The organism is Croceicoccus esteveae, from assembly GCF_031846435.1.
GTDB classification, from domain to species: domain Bacteria; phylum Pseudomonadota; class Alphaproteobacteria; order Sphingomonadales; family Sphingomonadaceae; genus Croceicoccus; species Croceicoccus esteveae.
The window spans coordinates 50,501-68,488 of the sequence record NZ_JAVRHS010000002.1 but is presented as its reverse complement, the minus strand read 5'-3'; the positions used below and the strand labels follow the sequence as shown (position 1 = coordinate 68,488).

Sequence of the window (17,988 nt, the reverse complement as noted above, 5' to 3'; positions counted from 1 at the left end):
TGGTGGCAGGCGCTAAACCAACGCCCGCCACCATGATTATGCATCAGCCAAGCTGTTCCAGCAAATGGTCGGCGCTGCTGACGCTGAAATCGCCAGGCTTTTCGACATTGATCTGGGTTACTGTGCCATCATCGACGATCATGGACCAACGCTGTCCACGCTGGCCCAGTCCGAAACCGCTGCCGTCCATGACGAGATCCAGCGCCTGCGCAAATTCACCATTGCCGTCTGCCAGCATGGTCACGTCGCCCGAACCATCCCGTTCATTCCAGGCTTCGAGCACAAAGGCATCGTTGACTGCCGTGCAGACAATCTCATCGACGCCCTTGCCCTTGATGTCGTCTGCTTTTTCAGCGAAGCCTGGCAAATGCTTGGCAGAGCATGTCGGTGTAAACGCACCTGGCACCGAAAAAAGTGCGATTTTCTTGCCTGCAAAATAATCTCGCGACTGAACCGGCACCGGGCCGTCGGCAGTTGCCTTGACCAGTTTTACATCGGGGATGGCATCGCCTTTGTTGATTGGCATGTTGGTTCCTTCCTTTTTGGCATAATGCTGTCTTCCCTTAGGCGCTCCCTGCCGCCTAAGCAAAGGGGCCCTAACGCAGCGGCATCACGGCGGGCAAGGCAGCGTTTATCATTGCTGCCGAAGATGCCCGTTGCAAACTCGGGAATAATGGTGACATCTGACGCTAGATGCTGCGCCAATATGAACTTGTCGAACGGGTGAAAGCCTATGATGCCGATGCGGATGAGGCCCTGCTCAACCGTGCCTATGTCTACACCCTTCAGAAACACGGCAGCCAGATGCGGGCATCCGGCGACCCTTATTTCAGCCATCCTGTAGAAGTCGCCGGCTTGATGACCGATCTGAAGCTGGACCAGATCACCATCATCACTGCACTGCTGCACGACACAGTGGAAGACACCTTGGCAACGATAGAAGACATCGAAGCCAATTTTGGGCCCGACGTCGCGCGGCTTGTCGATGGTGTGACCAAGCTTTCCAAGATCGAGCAGATGCCCGAGAATGAGCGGGCGGCGGAAAATTTGCGCAAGTTCCTCCTGGCCATGAGCGAGGATCTGCGTGTGCTGCTGGTCAAGCTGGCAGACCGGTTGCACAACATGCGTACCTTGCATTTCATCCGCAATCCGGAAAAGCGCAGACGTATTTCCCGCGAAACCATGGATATCTACGCTCCCTTGGCAGAGCGGGTCGGCATGTACGAATACATGCGAGAAATGCAGCTGCTCGCTTTTGAACAGCTTGAACCTGAAGCTTATGGCACAATCACTGGCCGGCTTGCGCAGATCCGTAGTCAGGGAGGCGGGCAGGTCGATGAGATCGCGCTGAAGATCAAGCAGGCTCTGGCAGAAGCAGGGCTGGAGGTGGAGGTCAGCGGACGCGAGAAACACCCCTATTCCATCTGGAAAAAGATGGCGGAGCGCCACGTAAGCTTCGAACAAATCACCGACATCATGGCATTTCGCGTTGTGACAGAGACGCCACAGGATTGTTACGGCGCCTTGGGCGTACTGCACCGCACCTGGTCGATGATACCCGGCCGGTTCAAGGATTATATCTCCACACCCAAATCGAACGGGTACCGATCCTTGCACACTGCCATGGTCTATGAAAATTCCATGCGCATCGAGGTGCAGATCCGCACGCGCGAAATGCACCGGACCAATGAGTTCGGCCTTGCGGCACATTGGGCATACAAGCAGGGCGACACAGCTCCCGATGGACAGGCTGGCTGGCTGCGCGACCTCATCGAGATTCTCGACACCGCACAGGATGCCGAGGAACTGCTCGAACATGCCAAGCTGGCCATGTACCAGGACCGCATTTTTGCTTTTACTCCCAAGGGCGCACTGTATCAGCTTCCCAAGGGGTCGACCCCTGTAGATTTCGCCTTTGCGGTCCATACCGATCTTGGCTGCGCGGCTGTGGGGGCAAGGATTAATGGTCGGCACATGCCGCTGCGCACCCAGCTGATGAACGGCGATGTCGTCGAGATTATCAAGGGCGGCGATAATGAGCCACAACTCAACTGGCTCAATTTCGTCGTCAGTGGCAAGGCCAAGGCGGCGATCCGCAGATCCCTGCGTCAAAAGGAACGCGAGGAGATGATCCGCATTGGCTCTGAAGTGTACGATTCTGTCATTGCCCGCATGCCTCAGAAGATCGGTCGCAAGGCTTTGCAGGCGGCGCTGAAACGGCTCGGTCTGGCTGATGAAGCCGCATTGATGCTGGCCATCGGCGAAACGCGGATCGGTGAAAAAGAACTGTCGGAAGCGCTCGTTCCGGGAATTGCCGCGACCCTGCCCGAGGACAGCTTCTGGCAGGCGCCACAACGCGCCATTCGCGTGCAGGGTCTAAAAAAGGGAACTGCATTCCAGCTTGCGCCATGCTGCTATCCTGTGCCGGGGGATCGGATCATAGGTGTACGGGACGGTGCCGGGGTCAACGTGCATGCCATTGACTGCCTGACCCTGGCGGACGATGCGGGCGGTGAATGGATCGACCTGCGCTGGCATCCACAGACAGACGGGGCGGCGGCCCGGCTCAAGGTCATGCTCTACAACCGGCCGGGCACACTTGCTGAAATGACCGGGCTGTTTGGCACGAATCTCACGAACATCACGCATCTTTCCATGCAATCGCGCGATGAACTGTTCGGCACATATGAAATGATTGTCGAAGTGCGCGATCTTGCCCATCTGGCGCGTATCGTAAGCGCGCTGCGAGCTAGCGATGCGGTAGTGCAGGCTGATCGGATCTAAGCCGCAGTATCGTTAGCGCAGCACTATTCTGCGCAGATGCGTGAGGCGAGCAGTTCGGCCAGCCGATCCGCAAAATCGCGGGTCGCAGGATCTATTCCAGCAGCGGGCCGGTGCAGCAGCCACAGGCTTGCATTGGCTGGCGGGCGTTCGTTTTCGGGGGGCGGGACCTCGCGCAGGGTTTTCTCCCGCTGCGCAAGGAAGCGCCAACTCCACGCAGCGCCCATACCTGCAAGCATTGCGTCACGCTGTGCAGCGTGGTTATCGACCTCGCATGCAAGGCGGTCATCTTCTATGTTGTTGACGCGCGCCCATGCGGAAGGCTGTTCGGCCAGTGCAGCGCGGCTCCATCCGACGCGCCTGGTTACATCATCGCGCACAGCGTAGAACCCCATCGCGACAGTGCCGATACGGATGCCAGCGAGATCGCGCGACGGATTGCTGACCAGTGCAAGTCCCAGATCCGCGTGCCGGTGCAGCAAGGCATCGACCGGGTCACGCACTGCGGACAATTCGATGATGAGCGGCAGCGATCCTTGTGCTTCGCCAATTTCTTCCATGACCAACTGGGCAAGGCCAAGAGCGCTGGCGAGACGCAAAGGTCTGGTTCTTGCCTGATTGGGCAATGCTTGTGCAAAGGTATGTATCGCCTGTTCCATCTGCTCTGCCGTAGCAAGCAGGCGGCGTCCTGCCGCTGTTGGCAGCGCGCCGCGGCGGTCGCGTTCCCAAAGATCGATGCCCAGCTTGGCTTCCAGCCTTTGCAGCCGGCGGCCCACGGTGGTTCGGTCGATGTTAAGCCGCGAAGCCGCACCTGTGAAATCTCCGGCGCGCACGGCGGCGAGAAAAACGCGCAGATCGTCCCAGTCCATCCGTGCAGATTTGCACGGCTGGTGGGATTGGCGCAAGGCCGCGCTTTGTGGTAAAGTGCAATCAAATGAACCCGGCCGGTTCTGTTCTGGCCGAAGTAGAATGAGGAGCTTGAACAATATGGCAAAATCAGCCGATTACCGGTTGGGCGATTTCACTTTTGGACGCGGATGGTACATGGTCGCCGACGCAACCAAGCTGGAAGATGCGCCCATGAACCTGCGCTACTTTGCGCGCGATCTGGTGCTTTATCGGGGCGAGAGTGGCACGCCGCATCTCGTGGACGCCTATTGTCCGCACATGGGTGCGCATCTTGGCCGCAACGAGAGCAGCTATATCGTGCGTGACAAGGAGCGGATCCAGGGCGAGTCGATCCGCTGCCCATTCCACGGCTGGCGATTTGGCCCCGATGGTCGTTGCGACAATATCCCCTACAGTGACCAGAAGCCACCCGCGGCAGCCAAGATCGGCACCTATCCGGTCGAGGAGCGAGCCGGCGTCATCTGGATGTGGTTCGACGAGGAAGGCAACGAGCCCAGTTTCGATCTGCCACCGCTGGCGATGTGGGATGATCCGCACTGGGTGCAGTGGAAGATCGACGATCTCGGCGAGCTGCCGCAGCATCCCATCGAGATCGTCGACAACATGACCGATATGGCGCATTTCACGCCGATCCATGGGTCGCGCGACATTGATTACTTCTACAATGAATATGACGATCACCTGCAGTGGCAGATGTTCGGTGCCGGCCATCGCACCTTGATCAAGGAAGGCGATCCGCCGCTGGAGCTTGACACCTGGTATACAGGACCGGGCATCCTGCAGTCGTTCATGCGCGGGGAATATCCGACGCACATGCTCATCGCGCATACTCCTGTCGAAGATGGCGTAATCCACGTCTGGCATGCGCTTATGGTCAAGTTCGATCATGAGGCGACGGCAGAAGACGTTCCGGCTGCTCGCGCATATCAGCAGGCAAGCCTCGACGCCTTTGCACAGGATTTCGAGATCTGGTCGCACAAGCGTGCCTGCATCAACCCGATGATGGTGCGTGGTGACGGGCCGATCGACAAATGCCGGCTGTGGTACAAGCAGTTCTACAATCCGATCGCGCGTGCGGGCGAATTCCACAGTCGCCTGAACGGTCGCATTGTCATGGTGGACAATCGCAAGCCAGAAGACATTCCGGTTGAAAAAAGGTTGGCTGACAAGCAGGTTGCCTGACAATCACACCGATTTTTCAAGCAGGGTGTACACAAGAAAAGGAGCGGGAACATTCCCGCTCCTTTTTTCTACGAAAACTGCGCCGTTAGCCCGGCACCGTCTCACGCAAGGCAAATCGCTGCACCTTGCCCGACGCACTGGTGGGCAGTTCGTCGACTATCCGGAAACTGCGTGGAACCTTGAAATTGGCCATGTTGCTGCGGCACCATGCAATCATCGCAGGCTCATCGAAAGTCGTGCCTGACCGCAGCACCAGCCAAGCCTGTCCAACCTCACCCATGCGTTGGTCGGGAATGCCGATAACGGCTGCTCTTGCAATTTCCGGATGATCGATGAGGATCGCCTCGATTTCCGCCGGGTAGCAGTTAAATCCACCGCAGATGAACAGGTCCTTGGCGCGATCCGTAATGCGGACATAGCCGTTTTCATCCTGCACTGCGATATCGCCGGTGCGTAGCCACCCGTCGGCATCTATGGCTTCCTCTGTGGCTGCGGGGTCATTGTGATAGCCAATCATCACGTTGAAACCGCGTACAAGCAGTTCGCCGGGCTCTCCTGTCGGCACTTGATTGCCTTCGCCATCGACAATGCGCAGCTCCACTCCCGGCAGGGCGATGCCGCAACTTACCGCGATAAGCTCCGCTGGATCATCAGGCCGGGTGGTAGTGACCACTCCGGTCGCCTCAGTCAGGCCATAGGCGGTCAGCACATCGTCGATACCCAGATCCTCGCGCAAGCGGCGGATCAAGCTGGGCGGAACACTGGCGGCCCCTGTAACCGCGAGGCGCAAAGATGAAATGTCGTGCTGCGCAAGCGATGGTTCGTCCAGCATGGATTGGTACAAAGTCGGCGCGCCGGGCAAGACGGTAATCCGCTCACGTTCGATAAGGGAAAGCAGGCTGACAGCGTCGAACATCGCGACAGGATAGGCAGTTGCTCCGGCAAGCAGGCAGGCAAGCCACCCGGCCTTGTAACCAAAGCTGTGAAAGAAGGGATTGACGATTGCGTAGCGATCACCCTGCCGCAATCCAACCGCATCGGACCAAGCCTGGAAACTGCGGATGTTCTGCGACTGGCTGCACAAGACGCCCTTTGGCTTGCCAGTGGTGCCCGATGTGAACAGGATATCAGCAATTGCTTCCGGGGTTACAGCGGCAATCCGCGCGGCAAGCTGCGCGTCGTCGATCATCTTGCCGCTCTCCACAAAGCGGACAAGCTCGTCAGCATCGGGATCTATCGCGACACAGCCTTGCAGGTCGGGAAGATCTTCACCCTCCAACAGGGCCGGCAGGTCTGTACCGAGAAATTCGCGTGTGGCGAACAGCATCCGGGCCTGCGACCGGCGCAGGATGTCGGCTGCTTCACGCCCGCGATAACGAGTATTCAGCGGCACCACGACGAGTCCGACCTGTTCTGCGGCCAGTGCGACAATTATCCAATCAAGTGCATTGGGTGCCCAGATCGCGATCCGCTCGCCATGTTCCAGGCCGCGCGCTATTATTGCTTTTGCCGCAGAGTGACTGTGCACGCGAAGATCGGCAAAGGTTCGCCGGCGCTCACCATCGTGTACTGCCAACTGGTCAGGCCATTCGCGCGCTGCACGGTCGACCAGTCCGGCCATGGTCCATTGCTGAACAGGATGTTTTGTCATCGGGAATTCCGTTTCTGACTGACAGGTCGAGAGGCGTTCACAGCGTCGTTTGCGGCTTGCGTGCTTGTGGTCGCGCTAAAGGCGCTGCTCAACGAGTGGCGCCGCTCAGCTGCTGGCATGGTCCGCTTCGGTAATGCGCACCACGCGGCTGTTGTATTTGACTGTCTTGACCGCAATCGAAGTTTCCACATGTGTTACGCCGGGTAACGCAAGGATGGCATCGGACGCGATCCGCTGCAACATCTGCAAGGTATCGAACAGGCAGATAGCAAGAATGTTGAACCTGCCGGTGGTAATCAGCACCCCGCTGATATCCGAAAGGTCGGCGACCGTGCGTGCAATATCCCGCACCTTGTCCACTTCGGTCTGGATACCGACAAAGGCAAGTTGCGTCTTCTGTTCGGCTTTGAAATCGGTGATGGCCGTAAAAGCGATCATGCGGTCCTGCTGCAAGCGCCGGATACGTCCCCGGACTGTTCCTTCTGTTACCCCGAGCCGTGCGGCTATCTTGCGGTTGGACAAGCGTGCGTCATCGCCCAGTATTTCGATCAGGCGCCGGTCCAGTTCATCAAGATCAGCAATGGTCAGCACGTCATCTATCCTCCGAAATCGGCGCGACGTCGAACTTGTATTTGACCGCGTCAATGGCAATCGCAGGAGTGATGGAGCGGATGCCGCTTACAGAAGCAATCCGGTTCAACAACAGGTCTGCCAATTCATCGAAATCGTGCAGGACAACCAGAAGGTTGATGTCGTAGCGGCCGGTTACGATGTGTGCTGCAAAAACTTCCGGCAATTCTGCCAGTTCATTTGCCACATCCGAAGTCGGCCGATTGCCTACCTCGATCGCGATTTCCAGCAACAGGTTGTACCCGTGAGCAGAAAAGTCGGAGACGGCAATGACGCGCAAGGCATCGGCGTCTTCCATTCTTCTGATGCGCGACGAAACCGTCGCTGCAGTCAGCGTCAGGCGCTCGGCGATCTGCTGGTTGGTGGCGCGGCCATTTGCACGCAATTCGCGCACAATGGCATTATCAATATGGTCAAACTGGAACTGGCTTTTCATCGGCACTCTTTTTAGGGTGGGGCACGCTGTAACTTTGCCGGGATAAATGCGCAATCCGGGATAATAGACGGAGCTGCAGAACAGCGCGGCTGCCCTACTCGTAGCGGTGTTGTCTTTGCGCAAAGTAAGGTCAGTTACAACATCTTCTTTGCAAGTGCGTTGCCGGACGCTGGCTCCAATGGCGAAGATCGTTGATCTCACTCTTTGATTTGTTTTGCGTAGGCTTGCGCGGCAGGGCCTGGATCAGTATGCCCTTGTGCAGCTGCAAATGAGTTCAGATACACAGGATTGCTTGTATGGATTTTGCGTTGACCGAAGAGCAGGAAATGATCGCGCAGACCGCGCGGGATTTTTTCGACGAGAATGCGACCAGCGACCGCACGCGCGCAGCAATGCAGGGCAACGGGATCGATCCTGAATTGTGGCAATCCTTTGCAGGCGAACTCGGGCTTGCCGGTCTGGTCATCGCTGAAGAACATGGCGGATCCCAGCTTGGTATGGTGGAACTTGCCAGTGTTGCAGAGGCAGCAGGCGCAAATGTCGCGGCACTGCCGCTGCTGGGCAATGCAATGGCAGCCTGTGCATTGACCGCCGGCGGATCACAGGAACAGAAAAGCGAATTTCTCCCACAGCTTGCTTCAGGTGAACTGATTGCAAGCGTTGGTTTTGCCACTGCCGGGGCGGTAAGATTTGCCGGCGGCAAAGTCGATGGTGTGGTGAAAAACGTGCCGCATGGGGGTGCCGCCGGTTTGCTGGTGGTTTTTGATGGCGGCAATGGCTGGGTCTTGCGTGCAGACGATGCAGGCGTCCGGTCAGAGACGCCGGTGACAATGGATCAGACGCGCCCACTGGCACGCATCCGGTTTGACGGTGCATCGGCAACGCCGCTCGAAAACGCAGGATCTGCACTGGCAGCAGCGCTGGAGGCCGGTCTGGTCTGTCTTTCAGCCGAAGCGCTGGGCGGGGCGCAGGCGTGCCTTGACCGCACTGTTGCCTATTCGAAGGATCGTGTGCAGTTTGGCCGTCCGATCGGCAGTTTTCAGGCTTACAAACACAGGCTCGCTGACATGATGGTAGGCATCGAGCAATCGCGTTCCGCGGTGTACTGGGCGGCCTGTTGTGTGGACGAGAACGCGGCAGAGACACCGCTGGCGCTGCATGGCGCCAAGAGCTTCGTCGCTGATACCTACTTCAAATGTGCAGGGGACATGATCCAGTTGCATGGCGGAATCGGCTTCACCTGGGAGCACGATGCGCATCTGTTTTTCAAGCGCGCCAAGACGATCCAGAATTTGCTGGGCACCAGCGACTGGCACCGTGAGCAGGTCGCGGCCATGGTGCTCGATGGCACACAAACGGGAGAAGCGGCATGAAGCTTGGATTTTCAGCTGCGGAAGAAGACTTCCGCACAGAGGTTGCCGACTGGCTTGCAACGCAGATGCATGGCGATTTTGCGGACATCCGCGGCGTTCGCGGCCTGACAGAAAAGGCAGGCCGCCGCAAGGAATGGGAACAGCGGCTTGGTGAGGAACGCTGGAGCGTCATCGGCTGGCCCGAGCAATGGGGTGGACGCGACGCCAGTCTTGTGCAGCAGGTCATCTTTGCCGAGGAATACGCCCGCAGCGGTGCACCCGGCCGTATCGGCCACATGGGTGTCGAGCTTGCCGGCCCGACGATCCTGACGTTTGGTACGCAAGAGCAGAAGGAACGCTTCCTCCCCGACATCGCCAAGGGCAACACAATCTGGTGTCAAGGGTATTCCGAACCCGGTGCCGGCTCTGACCTTGGCAATGTGCGCACTCGTGCACGCCAGGACGAGGAGACAGGCGAGTGGGTGGTCGATGGTCAGAAAATCTGGACCAGCCTGGCGCAGATCAGCGACTGGATCTTTGTGGTTGCACGCAGCGAAGAGGGATCCAAGGGCCCCAAGGGTCTGACTTTTCTTCTCATGCCCATCGATCAGCCCGGCATCGATATCCGGCCGATCCGGCAGATCAACGGCGACGCCGAGTTCAACGAGACATTCTTTGACGGTGCGCGCACGGGCGCAGAGAACCTTGTTTCCACACCCGGCAACGGCTGGCAGGTTGCCATGGGTTTGCTGGCCTTCGAGCGGGGCGTGTCGACACTTGGCCAGCAGATGGGCTTCCGCATCGAGCTTGACGAAGTGATTGCTGCTGCACGCGAAAATGGCGCGGCCAAGGACCCGTTGATCCGGCAGCGGATTGCCGACGCGGAAATAGGTCTTTATCTCATGCGGTACGGCGCGTTGCGGATGCTGAGCAACACAGACCACAGTCGACCCGATGGTGCGGCGCTCACATACAAGATGCAATGGGCAAGTTGGCGCCGTAATCTGGGCGAGCTGGCCATGGATGTCGCCGGATTGGATGGACTGACCACCAGCGAGGATGATTATTCATTCGACCCGCTGCCCAACCTGTTCTTGTTTTCGCGTGCCGACACCATCTATGGTGGAACCAACCAAGTGCAGCGCAACATCATTTCCGAACGCGCTTTGGGCTTGCCGCGCGAGCCTCGTGGCGCGGGTTGACGCCTCGGTTGAGCTTGTATTCACCAACCTGCCTGTGTTTCGTCTCGTCAAAGGTGCATCATCATGCGTGAAGCCGCTATTCTTTCTACTGCCCGTACTGGCATCGGCAAAGCCTATCGCGGTGCGCTAAACGATACAGAGGCCCCGCGACTGACTTCTCACGTCGTCGACGCGGCGATCGAACGGGCCGGAGTTGATCCGGCGCTTATCAACGATGTATATCTGGGCGTTGGCAACCATTATGGAACGCAAAGTTACAATCTTGGGCGGTTGACGGTGCACGCATCGCGTCACCTCACGAACAAGACCGCAGGCTTCACGCTTGATCGCAAATGCTCATCCGGGCTTAACGCCATTGCGCTGGCTGCTCGAGGCATCATGGTGGATGAGCTTGACTGCGCGGTGGCAGGCGGGGCTGAAACCATATCGCTTTCGCTCAACAAGCATACCATGACCCATCGCAATCGCTCCGAACTGGTGATTGAGCGTGATCCGTATGCCTATATGGCCATGATTGAAACGGCCGAAATCGTGGCGGACCGCTATGATGTTTCGCGTGAAGACCAGGATGCTTTTGCCGCGCAAAGCCAGCAACGTGCTGCCGCAGCACAGGAAGCTGGCCGGTTCGATGACGAGATCGTGCCGATTCAGGTGAGCCAGGCACTCTTTAAAAAGGATGGCACACCGGCTGGCTCAAAAGAAGTGACACTGGACCGTGACGAAGGTGTGCGCGCAGGGACGACAGCCGAAAAGCTTGCCCAGCTCAAGCCGGTATTCAAGGATGGCCTGCTGGTTAAGGAAGGGCGTCATGTAACCGCCGGAAACGCCAGCCAGCTTTCCGATGGAGCATCGGCGCAGATCGTGATGGACCGTGCCATGGCCGAACGCGACGGGTTGCCGATCCTCGGCATCTATCGCGGCTTCCAGGTGGCGGGATGCGAGCCTGAAGAGATGGGTATCGGTCCGGTCTTTGCCATTCCCAAGCTGCTTGAACGCACCGGCATGAGCATGGATGATATTGGCCTCTTTGAAATCAATGAGGCGTTTGCCAGCCAGGCCATATATTGCCAGCGCAAGCTGGGTATCGATCCTGACAAGCTGAATGTAAACGGCGGAGCGATCGCGCTCGGTCATCCGTTCGGGATGAGCGGATCACGCCTGGTCGGTCACGCGCTGCTCGAAGGCCGCCGCCGCGGCGTCAGCCATGTCATCGTATCGATGTGTATTGCAGGCGGCATGGGCGCTGCAGGACTGTTCGAAATAGTCTGATAACTTCTACCAAGAGAGGGCAGATGCGGCAATGAGCTTTCGCTCCGTTGCCGCATCTGCCCTCGTCTTGAAGGCCATATCAGCTCATATCCGCGGCCATCTTGCGAAACTCCTGATGATCGCGCTGAAGTTCCTCGAAACTTCCTGCACCTTCTACCGTGCCGTTCTTCAGGAAGAACAAACGATCGCATGATCGCACCGTGGACAGACGGTGAGCAATCATGATGATGGTCCGGTCGCCGCGCAGCTTGTCTACCGCTGACATAATCGCCCGTTCGGTTGAATTGTCGAGCGCAGAAGTTGCTTCGTCAAAGATGACCACTTCAGGCTGATTGTAAAGCGCCCGGGCAATGCCGATGCGCTGCCGTTCGCCGCCTGAAATGCGGACACCGCTTTCGCCCACGACAGTAGCAAGCCCTTCGGGCTGCCGCTCCAGGAATTGTTCAAGCTGAGCAAGGCGGACTGCATCGTCCAGTCGATCCTCGTCGATGTCCCGATCGCGCACGCCCAGCGCGATATTGCGCCGGATGGTGTCATCCAGCAGATAGATCGACTGCGGCACATAACCCGCCGTCGCACGCCAGTTCTGCACGCCTATCTCGGTAAGGTTGCGCCCGTCGACGTAAACGCCGCCCTGATCAGGCGTCAGCAGTCCAAGTAGCACATCGACCACGGTCGACTTGCCTGCTCCGGTGGAGCCCACGATGCCCACTGCGCTGCCGGCGGGGATGGTCATATTGAGCCCCTTGAGCGCATCTTCTTTCGCGCCCTTGTAGCGAAACGACACGTCTCGCAGGGACACGCTGTCACGAATGGCGACGGAACTGCGCGGAGCAGTGCCCGGGGCATCGGCTGTTCCATCAAGCTGCTTCAGGTCTTCAAAAACAGGTTCAATGGAAACAAGGCTGTACCGCAAATTGGCATATTGGTTCATCGCCGCGCTCGACGCTTCGCGCAGACGGACCAATCCCACGACGAACAAGGAAAGCGTGATGAGAATGGATTCGGTCGGCCGGCCAATCAGCACAAGACCGCACGCAAGCGCCAGCAAACCGGTAATTGCCACGATTTCCGATACCGGCGCAATGGCTTGGGTGATCAGTGATTTGACGCGTATGGCATGATTGATCGTGCCAAGGCTGCCGACAACCTGACGAGAGAAATATCGCTCGCGGCCGAGCACCCTTATTTCCTTGATGCCGCCAAATGCCTGGAACAGGGCGCGGGTGAATTTCGTGCGATGCTGCTGCTGCAGAAGGCCATAATGCTGCAGGCGGCTACTGATCGACGCAACGCCGATCGCAGCGATAATGCCGAGGAACACCATCCATGCCAAAGTAATCACCGGCTCGACCAGAAACAGAAAGGCCAGCACGGCAATCAGGATCACCATGCGGGTGACCAGTTCCATGATCGTCTTTAGAACCGTGGTGCAGGTAGTATTAACCTCGGAGTCGACGTTGCGCAGCAGTTCCGACGTGTTGCGTTCAAGGTGAAAATGATAGGGCGCAGAAAGATAGGCAGTCATCAGCCGCGCTGACAGTTCCATGCGGCGGTTCATTACATAACGCAGCTGGAGATGAAAATTGAAGATGAGGAAAGCGTTCTTGGCGGCAAATACGATCACCAATATCAACGCACCCCAGAAGATCAGCATGTCGCCAGCCTGCGCTGCATATTGGCTTAGCACCGGCCCGACCAGCGGCACCTCGACGAGCCGCTCGGGACTGACGACCGCGCTTACGAATGCCGGAACCGCGGCAACGCCAATCACTTCCAGCACGGCGCCGACGAGCATCAGCACGAACAGGATCAACCCGTTGCGCTTGTCCTTGGGCGAAAGAAGGCTGTAAAGCTTCTTGAGCGAAGCGCCAATCGGCAGCCGCTGTTCCCATTTACTCATCCAACTGTTCCTGATCGAAGGGGCATCTCCCCGGACATCCGCTGCTGCCAAACAGCAAGAAAGACAAAGCTCCGTTGCAAAGGCAGCAACCACACAAGCCTAACCGACGCCTGTGTGATATTGCGCTCCGCCCATAGGGCAGATGCTGCCCATTGTCACATGCTGCAACGCGGTGACCATCTATTCAGTCCCTGCTGCAGGCAAGAACCCGGCGAATGACCTGATATGCGACCAGCGCATCCAAAAAGCTTCTGGAACTTGCTGGTGCATAACAGGTTGAATTTGAATGGCTCAATGGAGTGCGCAAGCTTGCAATTTCATGAACTGATCGCCGGCCGCGCATTGCAAGCGGCCTATGCAGGCGTTTCCTTGCCGTTGCAGCACGCCTTTGGCACAATCGAGCAACGGGCAAGGGCACATGCGGGCGCTGTGATAAAGGCAATTGGCGCTACCTTGATCCATACTCTTGCCGAACGCGGCGAAGATCGGATTGTCTGCATCATCGATCATCCGGTGCATGGCCGCTGTATCCTGAAAATCAGCTTCCCGGCCCATCAGTCGATCAAGGGGCTCGCCAATCTTGCACTTGCGCAATGGGTGCAGGAGCATCGCCCGGCGCTGTTCCCGCAGGTTCTTGAAGCAAACGCGATCTATACAGTTGAGGAAATGGTTGAAGGATCCGGCTTTAGGCAGTGGATCGACAATGGTTTTTCTGCCGGTCCTGTGACGCGTTTCCTGGAAGATCACAAATCCCTTAGCGATCACGCGTCCCTGTGGCCGGGACCGGACACTCTGCTGCCTGCCGAGATCAAGACCATCATGGGACATGTTGTGGACAAGATAATGCAGCAGCGCCGCTACCACGGACGACAGGCGCAGGCTGTCGCTCTGGCGCGGTTGCATTCGCGGCGGGACAGATTGTCGCGCCTTGCGCAGGAGCTGGTCGATCTTTGCGCAACGGTTCCCATTCCCCGTCGCATGATGTGCGGCGACATGACGACGGTCAATCTGATCGTGCAGAATGATACCAGCCGCTTCTACAACGTGGATTACGAGTTCATGAGGCCGGGACACCATGGCTTTGATCTTGCCTATCTTCTGGCGATGCTTGGCCGCCTGCCCGTCGATACCCGCACATTTGCAAACTTCTCCTCGCTTTGCCTTGCGCCCCAAATTCTGGGAAATGAGCAGCAGATACACTTCTTTCGCACTTACGCGCAGATGCTTTTGCTGCTTGCCGGTGCGGTGCATGGATCTGACGCGTCAATCAGTCACGGTTAAGCGTTGAGAAACAATAATCATGTGCATTGGCGACCCGTGCAGGCTTCGGGTAAGCCTGTGCAGGACGGCAGCGATATTGAAGTCAGGCGAGGGCAGAACGACATGGTCGCGGCGTTCCTGCATCTTGCAGTCAACTGACGCTACCAGCAGCTGATGACAAAAGGCAATTTTCAAGATGCACGCAAAAGGTCAGTCGTGACAGCACGCAACAACGAACCCGGCGGTTTCGGACGCCAGGCGGTGACGCGATTGCGCCAGCTTGCGCGTCAGGGATGCCAGGTGGCGGTCGAGGCAGGCCTGCCGCCGCATCGCGTGGGCTGGCGTCACTGCCCGCCGGAATCCGTGCAGAGCCATGTTGCCCGGATGCAGGCGCAAGGCCGTGCGGCCGAATTCGAACTTATCCATAGGCGTGAACAGGTCACCAATCCGCTTCCTTTCACCACCGATGACCGCAGTTCGTTGTCGCGTGATGCGGGCTGGTGGGGCTATTCCATGCATGATGTGCCGCAGCGCATCAGCGAGGAAACCTTTATCGCTACCATTCCCGACGCCACCATCGTGTCATTCGTCGATGATCGGCAGGAGTATTGGCCGGCAATCCTCTCCCGCGATGGCCGGGCAATCGATCTGCGTGAGATCAAGTTTCGCAACCGGCACGCAGAGGTGTTGCGCAGCCGTCCGGCCATCCGGCGGATCCGGCGCGCAACCTGGATCTGCGAACGGGTATATGACAACCATTCCCATTGGCTGACGGCGCATCTGCCAAAGCTCTGCATGTTGCAGGAACGAGGCGAGCTTGGCGAAGTGCTGCTGCCTACGCATCTGACTTCCACGATGGACGCATCGCTGCGCATGATGGATCTCGATCCTGCGGCTTTTTCTCGTTTCGAGCCAGGCGAGTGCCTGCATGTGGAGGCATTTACCTTCCTTGGAACGGACCGCTTCCGCCCTGAACTGCTGCAACCTGTACGCAGCGCGATTGCACCGCGGGACGCCCCGGCGCCGCAGCGCAGGATCTATATCAGCAGAGGCAAGGCTGGCATCCGGCGTTTGGCCAATGAGGAGGAGATCTGGCCGTTGTTCCGTGATGCCGGATTTGAGCGGGTGTATATGGAGGAGCATGATTTTGCTTCGCAGGTTGAACTGATGGCGCAGACCAGCGTCCTTGCGGCGCCTCATGGTGCGGGGATGACGAACATGATGTTCTGCCCGCCCGGCGCACACATTCTGGAGATCGCCTGGCTCGGTTTTCCCAATCCCAACTTCTATGCAGTCGCCTGTGCCATGGGGCATCATTACGGTCTTGTGCCGGCTGAAGTAGTGGCCAGTGATGCAGATCCGCTACGACGTGACATGACCGTTCGAACACAGCTCGTTGAAAGCGCACTGGCCGCTCTTGACCGGTCTGTCGAAAGCGCAGCGGGAGCAGGAACATTAGGCCTGTGAGGATTTCCGTCATTATTCCCGTGTTCAACGCCGATGCATTTCTGGCGCAGACGATCCGATCCGTGCTGAACCAGACTGCTGCCGCTGCCGAGATCCTGGTGGTGGATAATGGCTCTACCGATGACAGCGTGGCTATTGCGCAGTCGTTCGGGGATGCGGTGCGGGTTCTGCATGAAAAGACGCCCGGTGCATCACGTGCGCGGCTTGCTGGCGTGGCGCAGGCGAAGGGCGACGCTTTCATGTTTCTTGATGCAGACGACCTTCTGGGGCCGACGGTGCTGCAGGAACTTGGCGGCGTGCTGCGCGATAATCCAGAGGCGATCGCGTGCTGTCCCTGGCGCCGATATGAACGCATCGGTTCCGCATGGCGGGCAAAGCCTGCCTCCTGCGCCCCGCGTCGGGGGCAGGACCCCTTGTCCGCCTGGCTAACGGGTTGGTATCATCCGCCCTGTTCGGTGCTGTGGTCGCAGCACGCCTATCGGCAAAGCGGCGGGTGGAACCCGGAAGTCTCCGTGGATGATGACGGCGATCTGATGATGCGGGCGCTGGTAGCGGGCATTGCGTTGATCGAAGCTGCGGATGCCACCGCGTACTACCGCCGATTGCCGGGGGACGCCGTTTCGTTAAGCGGGCATCGCCTTACCCCAGATGGCTTGCGCTCGCGCCTGAGCGTAATTGCCGGCATTGAAGACGCATTGCACAAGGATGGCAGGGCAGGGCACTACCGCCTGCCGCTGTACAAGGCTTATCGAGCGCTTGCCGATGAGGCGCAGGACCGCGCCGAAACAGTGCAAATTTCCGCACGAACTGGCGCAAGGCGCAACCGACCAACCCGCGCAGATCGCATGAAGGCGCGCCTGCAGCATGCGCGATCAATCGCCACATCAGCGGTAAAAGCGAGGCAAAGCTCGCAGCATATTACCTCCGTGCCGCGGGTATCTGAGGATTGTGACCGTTCTTCGGAAGCAGAAGCACTGCCCTTGATCAGCGTCATCATCCCCACGTTCAACCGGGTGGATTTGCTGTCTGCCGCGCTGGATAGTGTTCTGACGCAGGATTACCCCAGTTTCGAAGTGCTGATCGTTGACGATGCCTCTACTGAGGATGTGGAGGGCGCGGTGGCACGGCGCGGGGATCGGCGAGTCCGCTATCTGCGGCAGGAGGTTAACAAAGGCGTCGCAGCCGCGCGCAATCGCGGGATCAGCGAAGCGCGCGGATCGCTGATTGCGTTTCTCGATTCCGATGATCTGTGGCTTGCCGGCAAGCTGCGAAAGCAGGTTGATCTGGCGCTGTGCAGGCCTGACAGGGTGGGACTGTTCTACACAGGCGCAATTTTACGCTGGGACGGTGGCGATGAAGAGTGGACGCCTCACGCAAGGGGCGGGCAGATGGCGGCAATGTTGCACGACAATGTGATCCATTTCGCTACCAGCAGCACTCTTGTCCGCAAGCAGGTATTCCAGACTGTCGGCACCTTCGACGAAGCCTTGCTCGCCAATGAGGATCACGATCTTTGGGTCCGCATCGCGACCTTCTACGACATTGATTTTGTGGCAGAGCCGCTGATCGTGTCGCGCCAGACCACCGGGAACAATGCGGAGCAGACCCGTCGGTCGCGCAACTTTGATGCCAACATGGCCGCGCGTCTGGCCTTTCTTGACCTGCATGGCTGGGAGGCACGCGCGCATGGTGTCAAGCATCTCTACCATCTTGATTGTGCGCGTCGGCATCTGGAATCGCCCGTTGGCAATGTCCGCGCTGCACGCATACATCTGGCAAAAGCGATAGCCGCGCATCCATCAGAGCCCCGTCTGGCCGCATGGCTTGCTTTTTCCCTGCTGCCCAACGCAGTGCAGAGCCGCATTGCGCCAACGGTAAAGCGGCTGAGGACGATGATCCCGGCCAAGTTGTGGCTGGGCGCACGTGCCGGGTGACGGGTTAATGCA

General features: G+C 58.4%; 14 protein-coding genes. 8 read left to right on the top strand and 6 right to left on the bottom strand.

Annotated elements, in window-relative coordinates:
- Window positions 1-43: 43 nt before the first annotated feature.
- A complete protein-coding gene (locus RM533_RS03175; protein ID WP_311339767.1) occupies window positions 44-526 on the bottom strand; it encodes a peroxiredoxin in 483 nt (160 codons plus the stop codon).
- Window positions 527-693: 167 nt separating this feature from the next.
- Here RM533_RS03175 and RM533_RS03170 point away from each other — a divergent pair, with 167 nt between their 5' ends.
- Complete coding sequence (locus RM533_RS03170; RefSeq protein WP_311339766.1) at window positions 694-2,784, top strand: RelA/SpoT family protein; 2,091 nt, start codon at window positions 694-696, stop codon at window positions 2,782-2,784.
- 23 nt (window positions 2,785-2,807) lie between these two features.
- Here RM533_RS03170 and RM533_RS03165 read toward each other — a convergent pair whose 3' ends face one another.
- Complete coding sequence (locus RM533_RS03165) at window positions 2,808-3,650, bottom strand: LysR family transcriptional regulator (RefSeq protein ID WP_311339765.1); 843 nt, start codon at window positions 3,648-3,650, stop codon at window positions 2,808-2,810.
- Window positions 3,651-3,768: 118 nt separating this feature from the next.
- Between RM533_RS03165 and RM533_RS03160 the strand changes: the two genes are divergently transcribed.
- Complete coding sequence (locus RM533_RS03160; RefSeq protein WP_311339764.1) at window positions 3,769-4,872, top strand: aromatic ring-hydroxylating dioxygenase subunit alpha; 1,104 nt, start codon at window positions 3,769-3,771, stop codon at window positions 4,870-4,872.
- 85 nt (window positions 4,873-4,957) lie between these two features.
- Here the strand turns inward: RM533_RS03160 and RM533_RS03155 are convergent, their stop codons facing one another.
- From RM533_RS03155 to RM533_RS03145, 3 genes are all read right to left on the bottom strand, one after another.
- Window positions 4,958-6,523, bottom strand: coding sequence for a FadD3 family acyl-CoA ligase (locus RM533_RS03155; RefSeq protein WP_311339763.1), 1,566 nt, complete (start codon window positions 6,521-6,523; stop codon window positions 4,958-4,960).
- 105 nt (window positions 6,524-6,628) lie between these two features.
- Complete coding sequence (locus tag RM533_RS03150; RefSeq protein WP_311339762.1) at window positions 6,629-7,114, bottom strand: Lrp/AsnC family transcriptional regulator; 486 nt, start codon at window positions 7,112-7,114, stop codon at window positions 6,629-6,631.
- A gap of 1 nt (window position 7,115) precedes the next feature.
- Window positions 7,116-7,589 (bottom strand): Lrp/AsnC family transcriptional regulator, encoded by a 474-nt coding sequence (locus RM533_RS03145; RefSeq protein ID WP_311339761.1) that lies wholly within the window; start codon window positions 7,587-7,589, stop codon window positions 7,116-7,118.
- A 296-nt stretch (window positions 7,590-7,885) separates the two neighbouring features.
- Here RM533_RS03145 and RM533_RS03140 point away from each other — a divergent pair, with 296 nt between their 5' ends.
- From RM533_RS03140 to RM533_RS03130, 3 genes are all read left to right on the top strand, one after another.
- Window positions 7,886-8,962 (top strand): acyl-CoA dehydrogenase family protein, encoded by a 1,077-nt coding sequence (locus RM533_RS03140; protein ID WP_311339760.1) that lies wholly within the window; start codon window positions 7,886-7,888, stop codon window positions 8,960-8,962.
- Window positions 8,959-10,143 (top strand): acyl-CoA dehydrogenase family protein, encoded by a 1,185-nt coding sequence (locus RM533_RS03135; RefSeq protein ID WP_311339759.1) that lies wholly within the window; start codon window positions 8,959-8,961, stop codon window positions 10,141-10,143. Before RM533_RS03140 ends, RM533_RS03135 begins: the two co-directional genes overlap by 4 nt.
- Window positions 10,144-10,206: 63 nt before the next feature.
- Window positions 10,207-11,412, top strand: a complete 1,206-nt coding sequence (locus tag RM533_RS03130) for an acetyl-CoA C-acyltransferase (protein WP_311339758.1) — start codon at window positions 10,207-10,209, stop codon at window positions 11,410-11,412.
- Window positions 11,413-11,491: 79 nt separating this feature from the next.
- Here RM533_RS03130 and RM533_RS03125 read toward each other — a convergent pair whose 3' ends face one another.
- Window positions 11,492-13,315 (bottom strand): ABC transporter ATP-binding protein, encoded by a 1,824-nt coding sequence (locus tag RM533_RS03125; protein ID WP_311339757.1) that lies wholly within the window; start codon window positions 13,313-13,315, stop codon window positions 11,492-11,494.
- Window positions 13,316-13,624: 309 nt separating this feature from the next.
- Between RM533_RS03125 and RM533_RS03120 the strand changes: the two genes are divergently transcribed.
- The 3 genes from RM533_RS03120 to RM533_RS03110 all read left to right on the top strand — a co-directional run bounded on the left by RM533_RS03120 (window position 13,625) and on the right by RM533_RS03110 (window position 17,976).
- Window positions 13,625-14,596, top strand: a complete 972-nt coding sequence (locus RM533_RS03120; RefSeq protein ID WP_311339756.1) for a phosphotransferase — start codon at window positions 13,625-13,627, stop codon at window positions 14,594-14,596.
- A gap of 153 nt (window positions 14,597-14,749) precedes the next feature.
- Entirely contained in the window at window positions 14,750-16,042 is a 1,293-nt protein-coding gene (locus RM533_RS03115; RefSeq protein WP_311339755.1) for a glycosyltransferase family 61 protein, read from the top strand.
- Entirely contained in the window at window positions 16,039-17,976 is a 1,938-nt protein-coding gene (locus RM533_RS03110; protein WP_311339754.1) for a glycosyltransferase family 2 protein, read from the top strand. Before RM533_RS03115 ends, RM533_RS03110 begins: the two co-directional genes overlap by 4 nt.
- Window positions 17,977-17,988 lie beyond the last annotated feature (12 nt).

Coding starts and splice junctions, on each gene's coding strand:
- RM533_RS03175 (WP_311339767.1), bottom strand. CDS start 526: ATGCCAATCAACAAAGGCGATGCCATCCCCGATGTAAAACTGGTCAAG.
- RM533_RS03170 (WP_311339766.1), top strand. CDS start 694: ATGCTGCGCCAATATGAACTTGTCGAACGGGTGAAAGCCTATGATGCC.
- RM533_RS03165 (WP_311339765.1), bottom strand. CDS start 3,650: ATGGACTGGGACGATCTGCGCGTTTTTCTCGCCGCCGTGCGCGCCGGA.
- RM533_RS03160 (WP_311339764.1), top strand. CDS start 3,769: ATGGCAAAATCAGCCGATTACCGGTTGGGCGATTTCACTTTTGGACGC.
- RM533_RS03155 (WP_311339763.1), bottom strand. CDS start 6,523: ATGACAAAACATCCTGTTCAGCAATGGACCATGGCCGGACTGGTCGAC.
- RM533_RS03145 (WP_311339761.1), bottom strand. CDS start 7,589: ATGAAAAGCCAGTTCCAGTTTGACCATATTGATAATGCCATTGTGCGC.
- RM533_RS03140 (WP_311339760.1), top strand. CDS start 7,886: ATGGATTTTGCGTTGACCGAAGAGCAGGAAATGATCGCGCAGACCGCG.
- RM533_RS03135 (WP_311339759.1), top strand. CDS start 8,959: ATGAAGCTTGGATTTTCAGCTGCGGAAGAAGACTTCCGCACAGAGGTT.
- RM533_RS03130 (WP_311339758.1), top strand. CDS start 10,207: ATGCGTGAAGCCGCTATTCTTTCTACTGCCCGTACTGGCATCGGCAAA.
- RM533_RS03125 (WP_311339757.1), bottom strand. CDS start 13,315: ATGAGTAAATGGGAACAGCGGCTGCCGATTGGCGCTTCGCTCAAGAAG.
- RM533_RS03115 (WP_311339755.1), top strand. CDS start 14,750: ATGACAAAAGGCAATTTTCAAGATGCACGCAAAAGGTCAGTCGTGACA.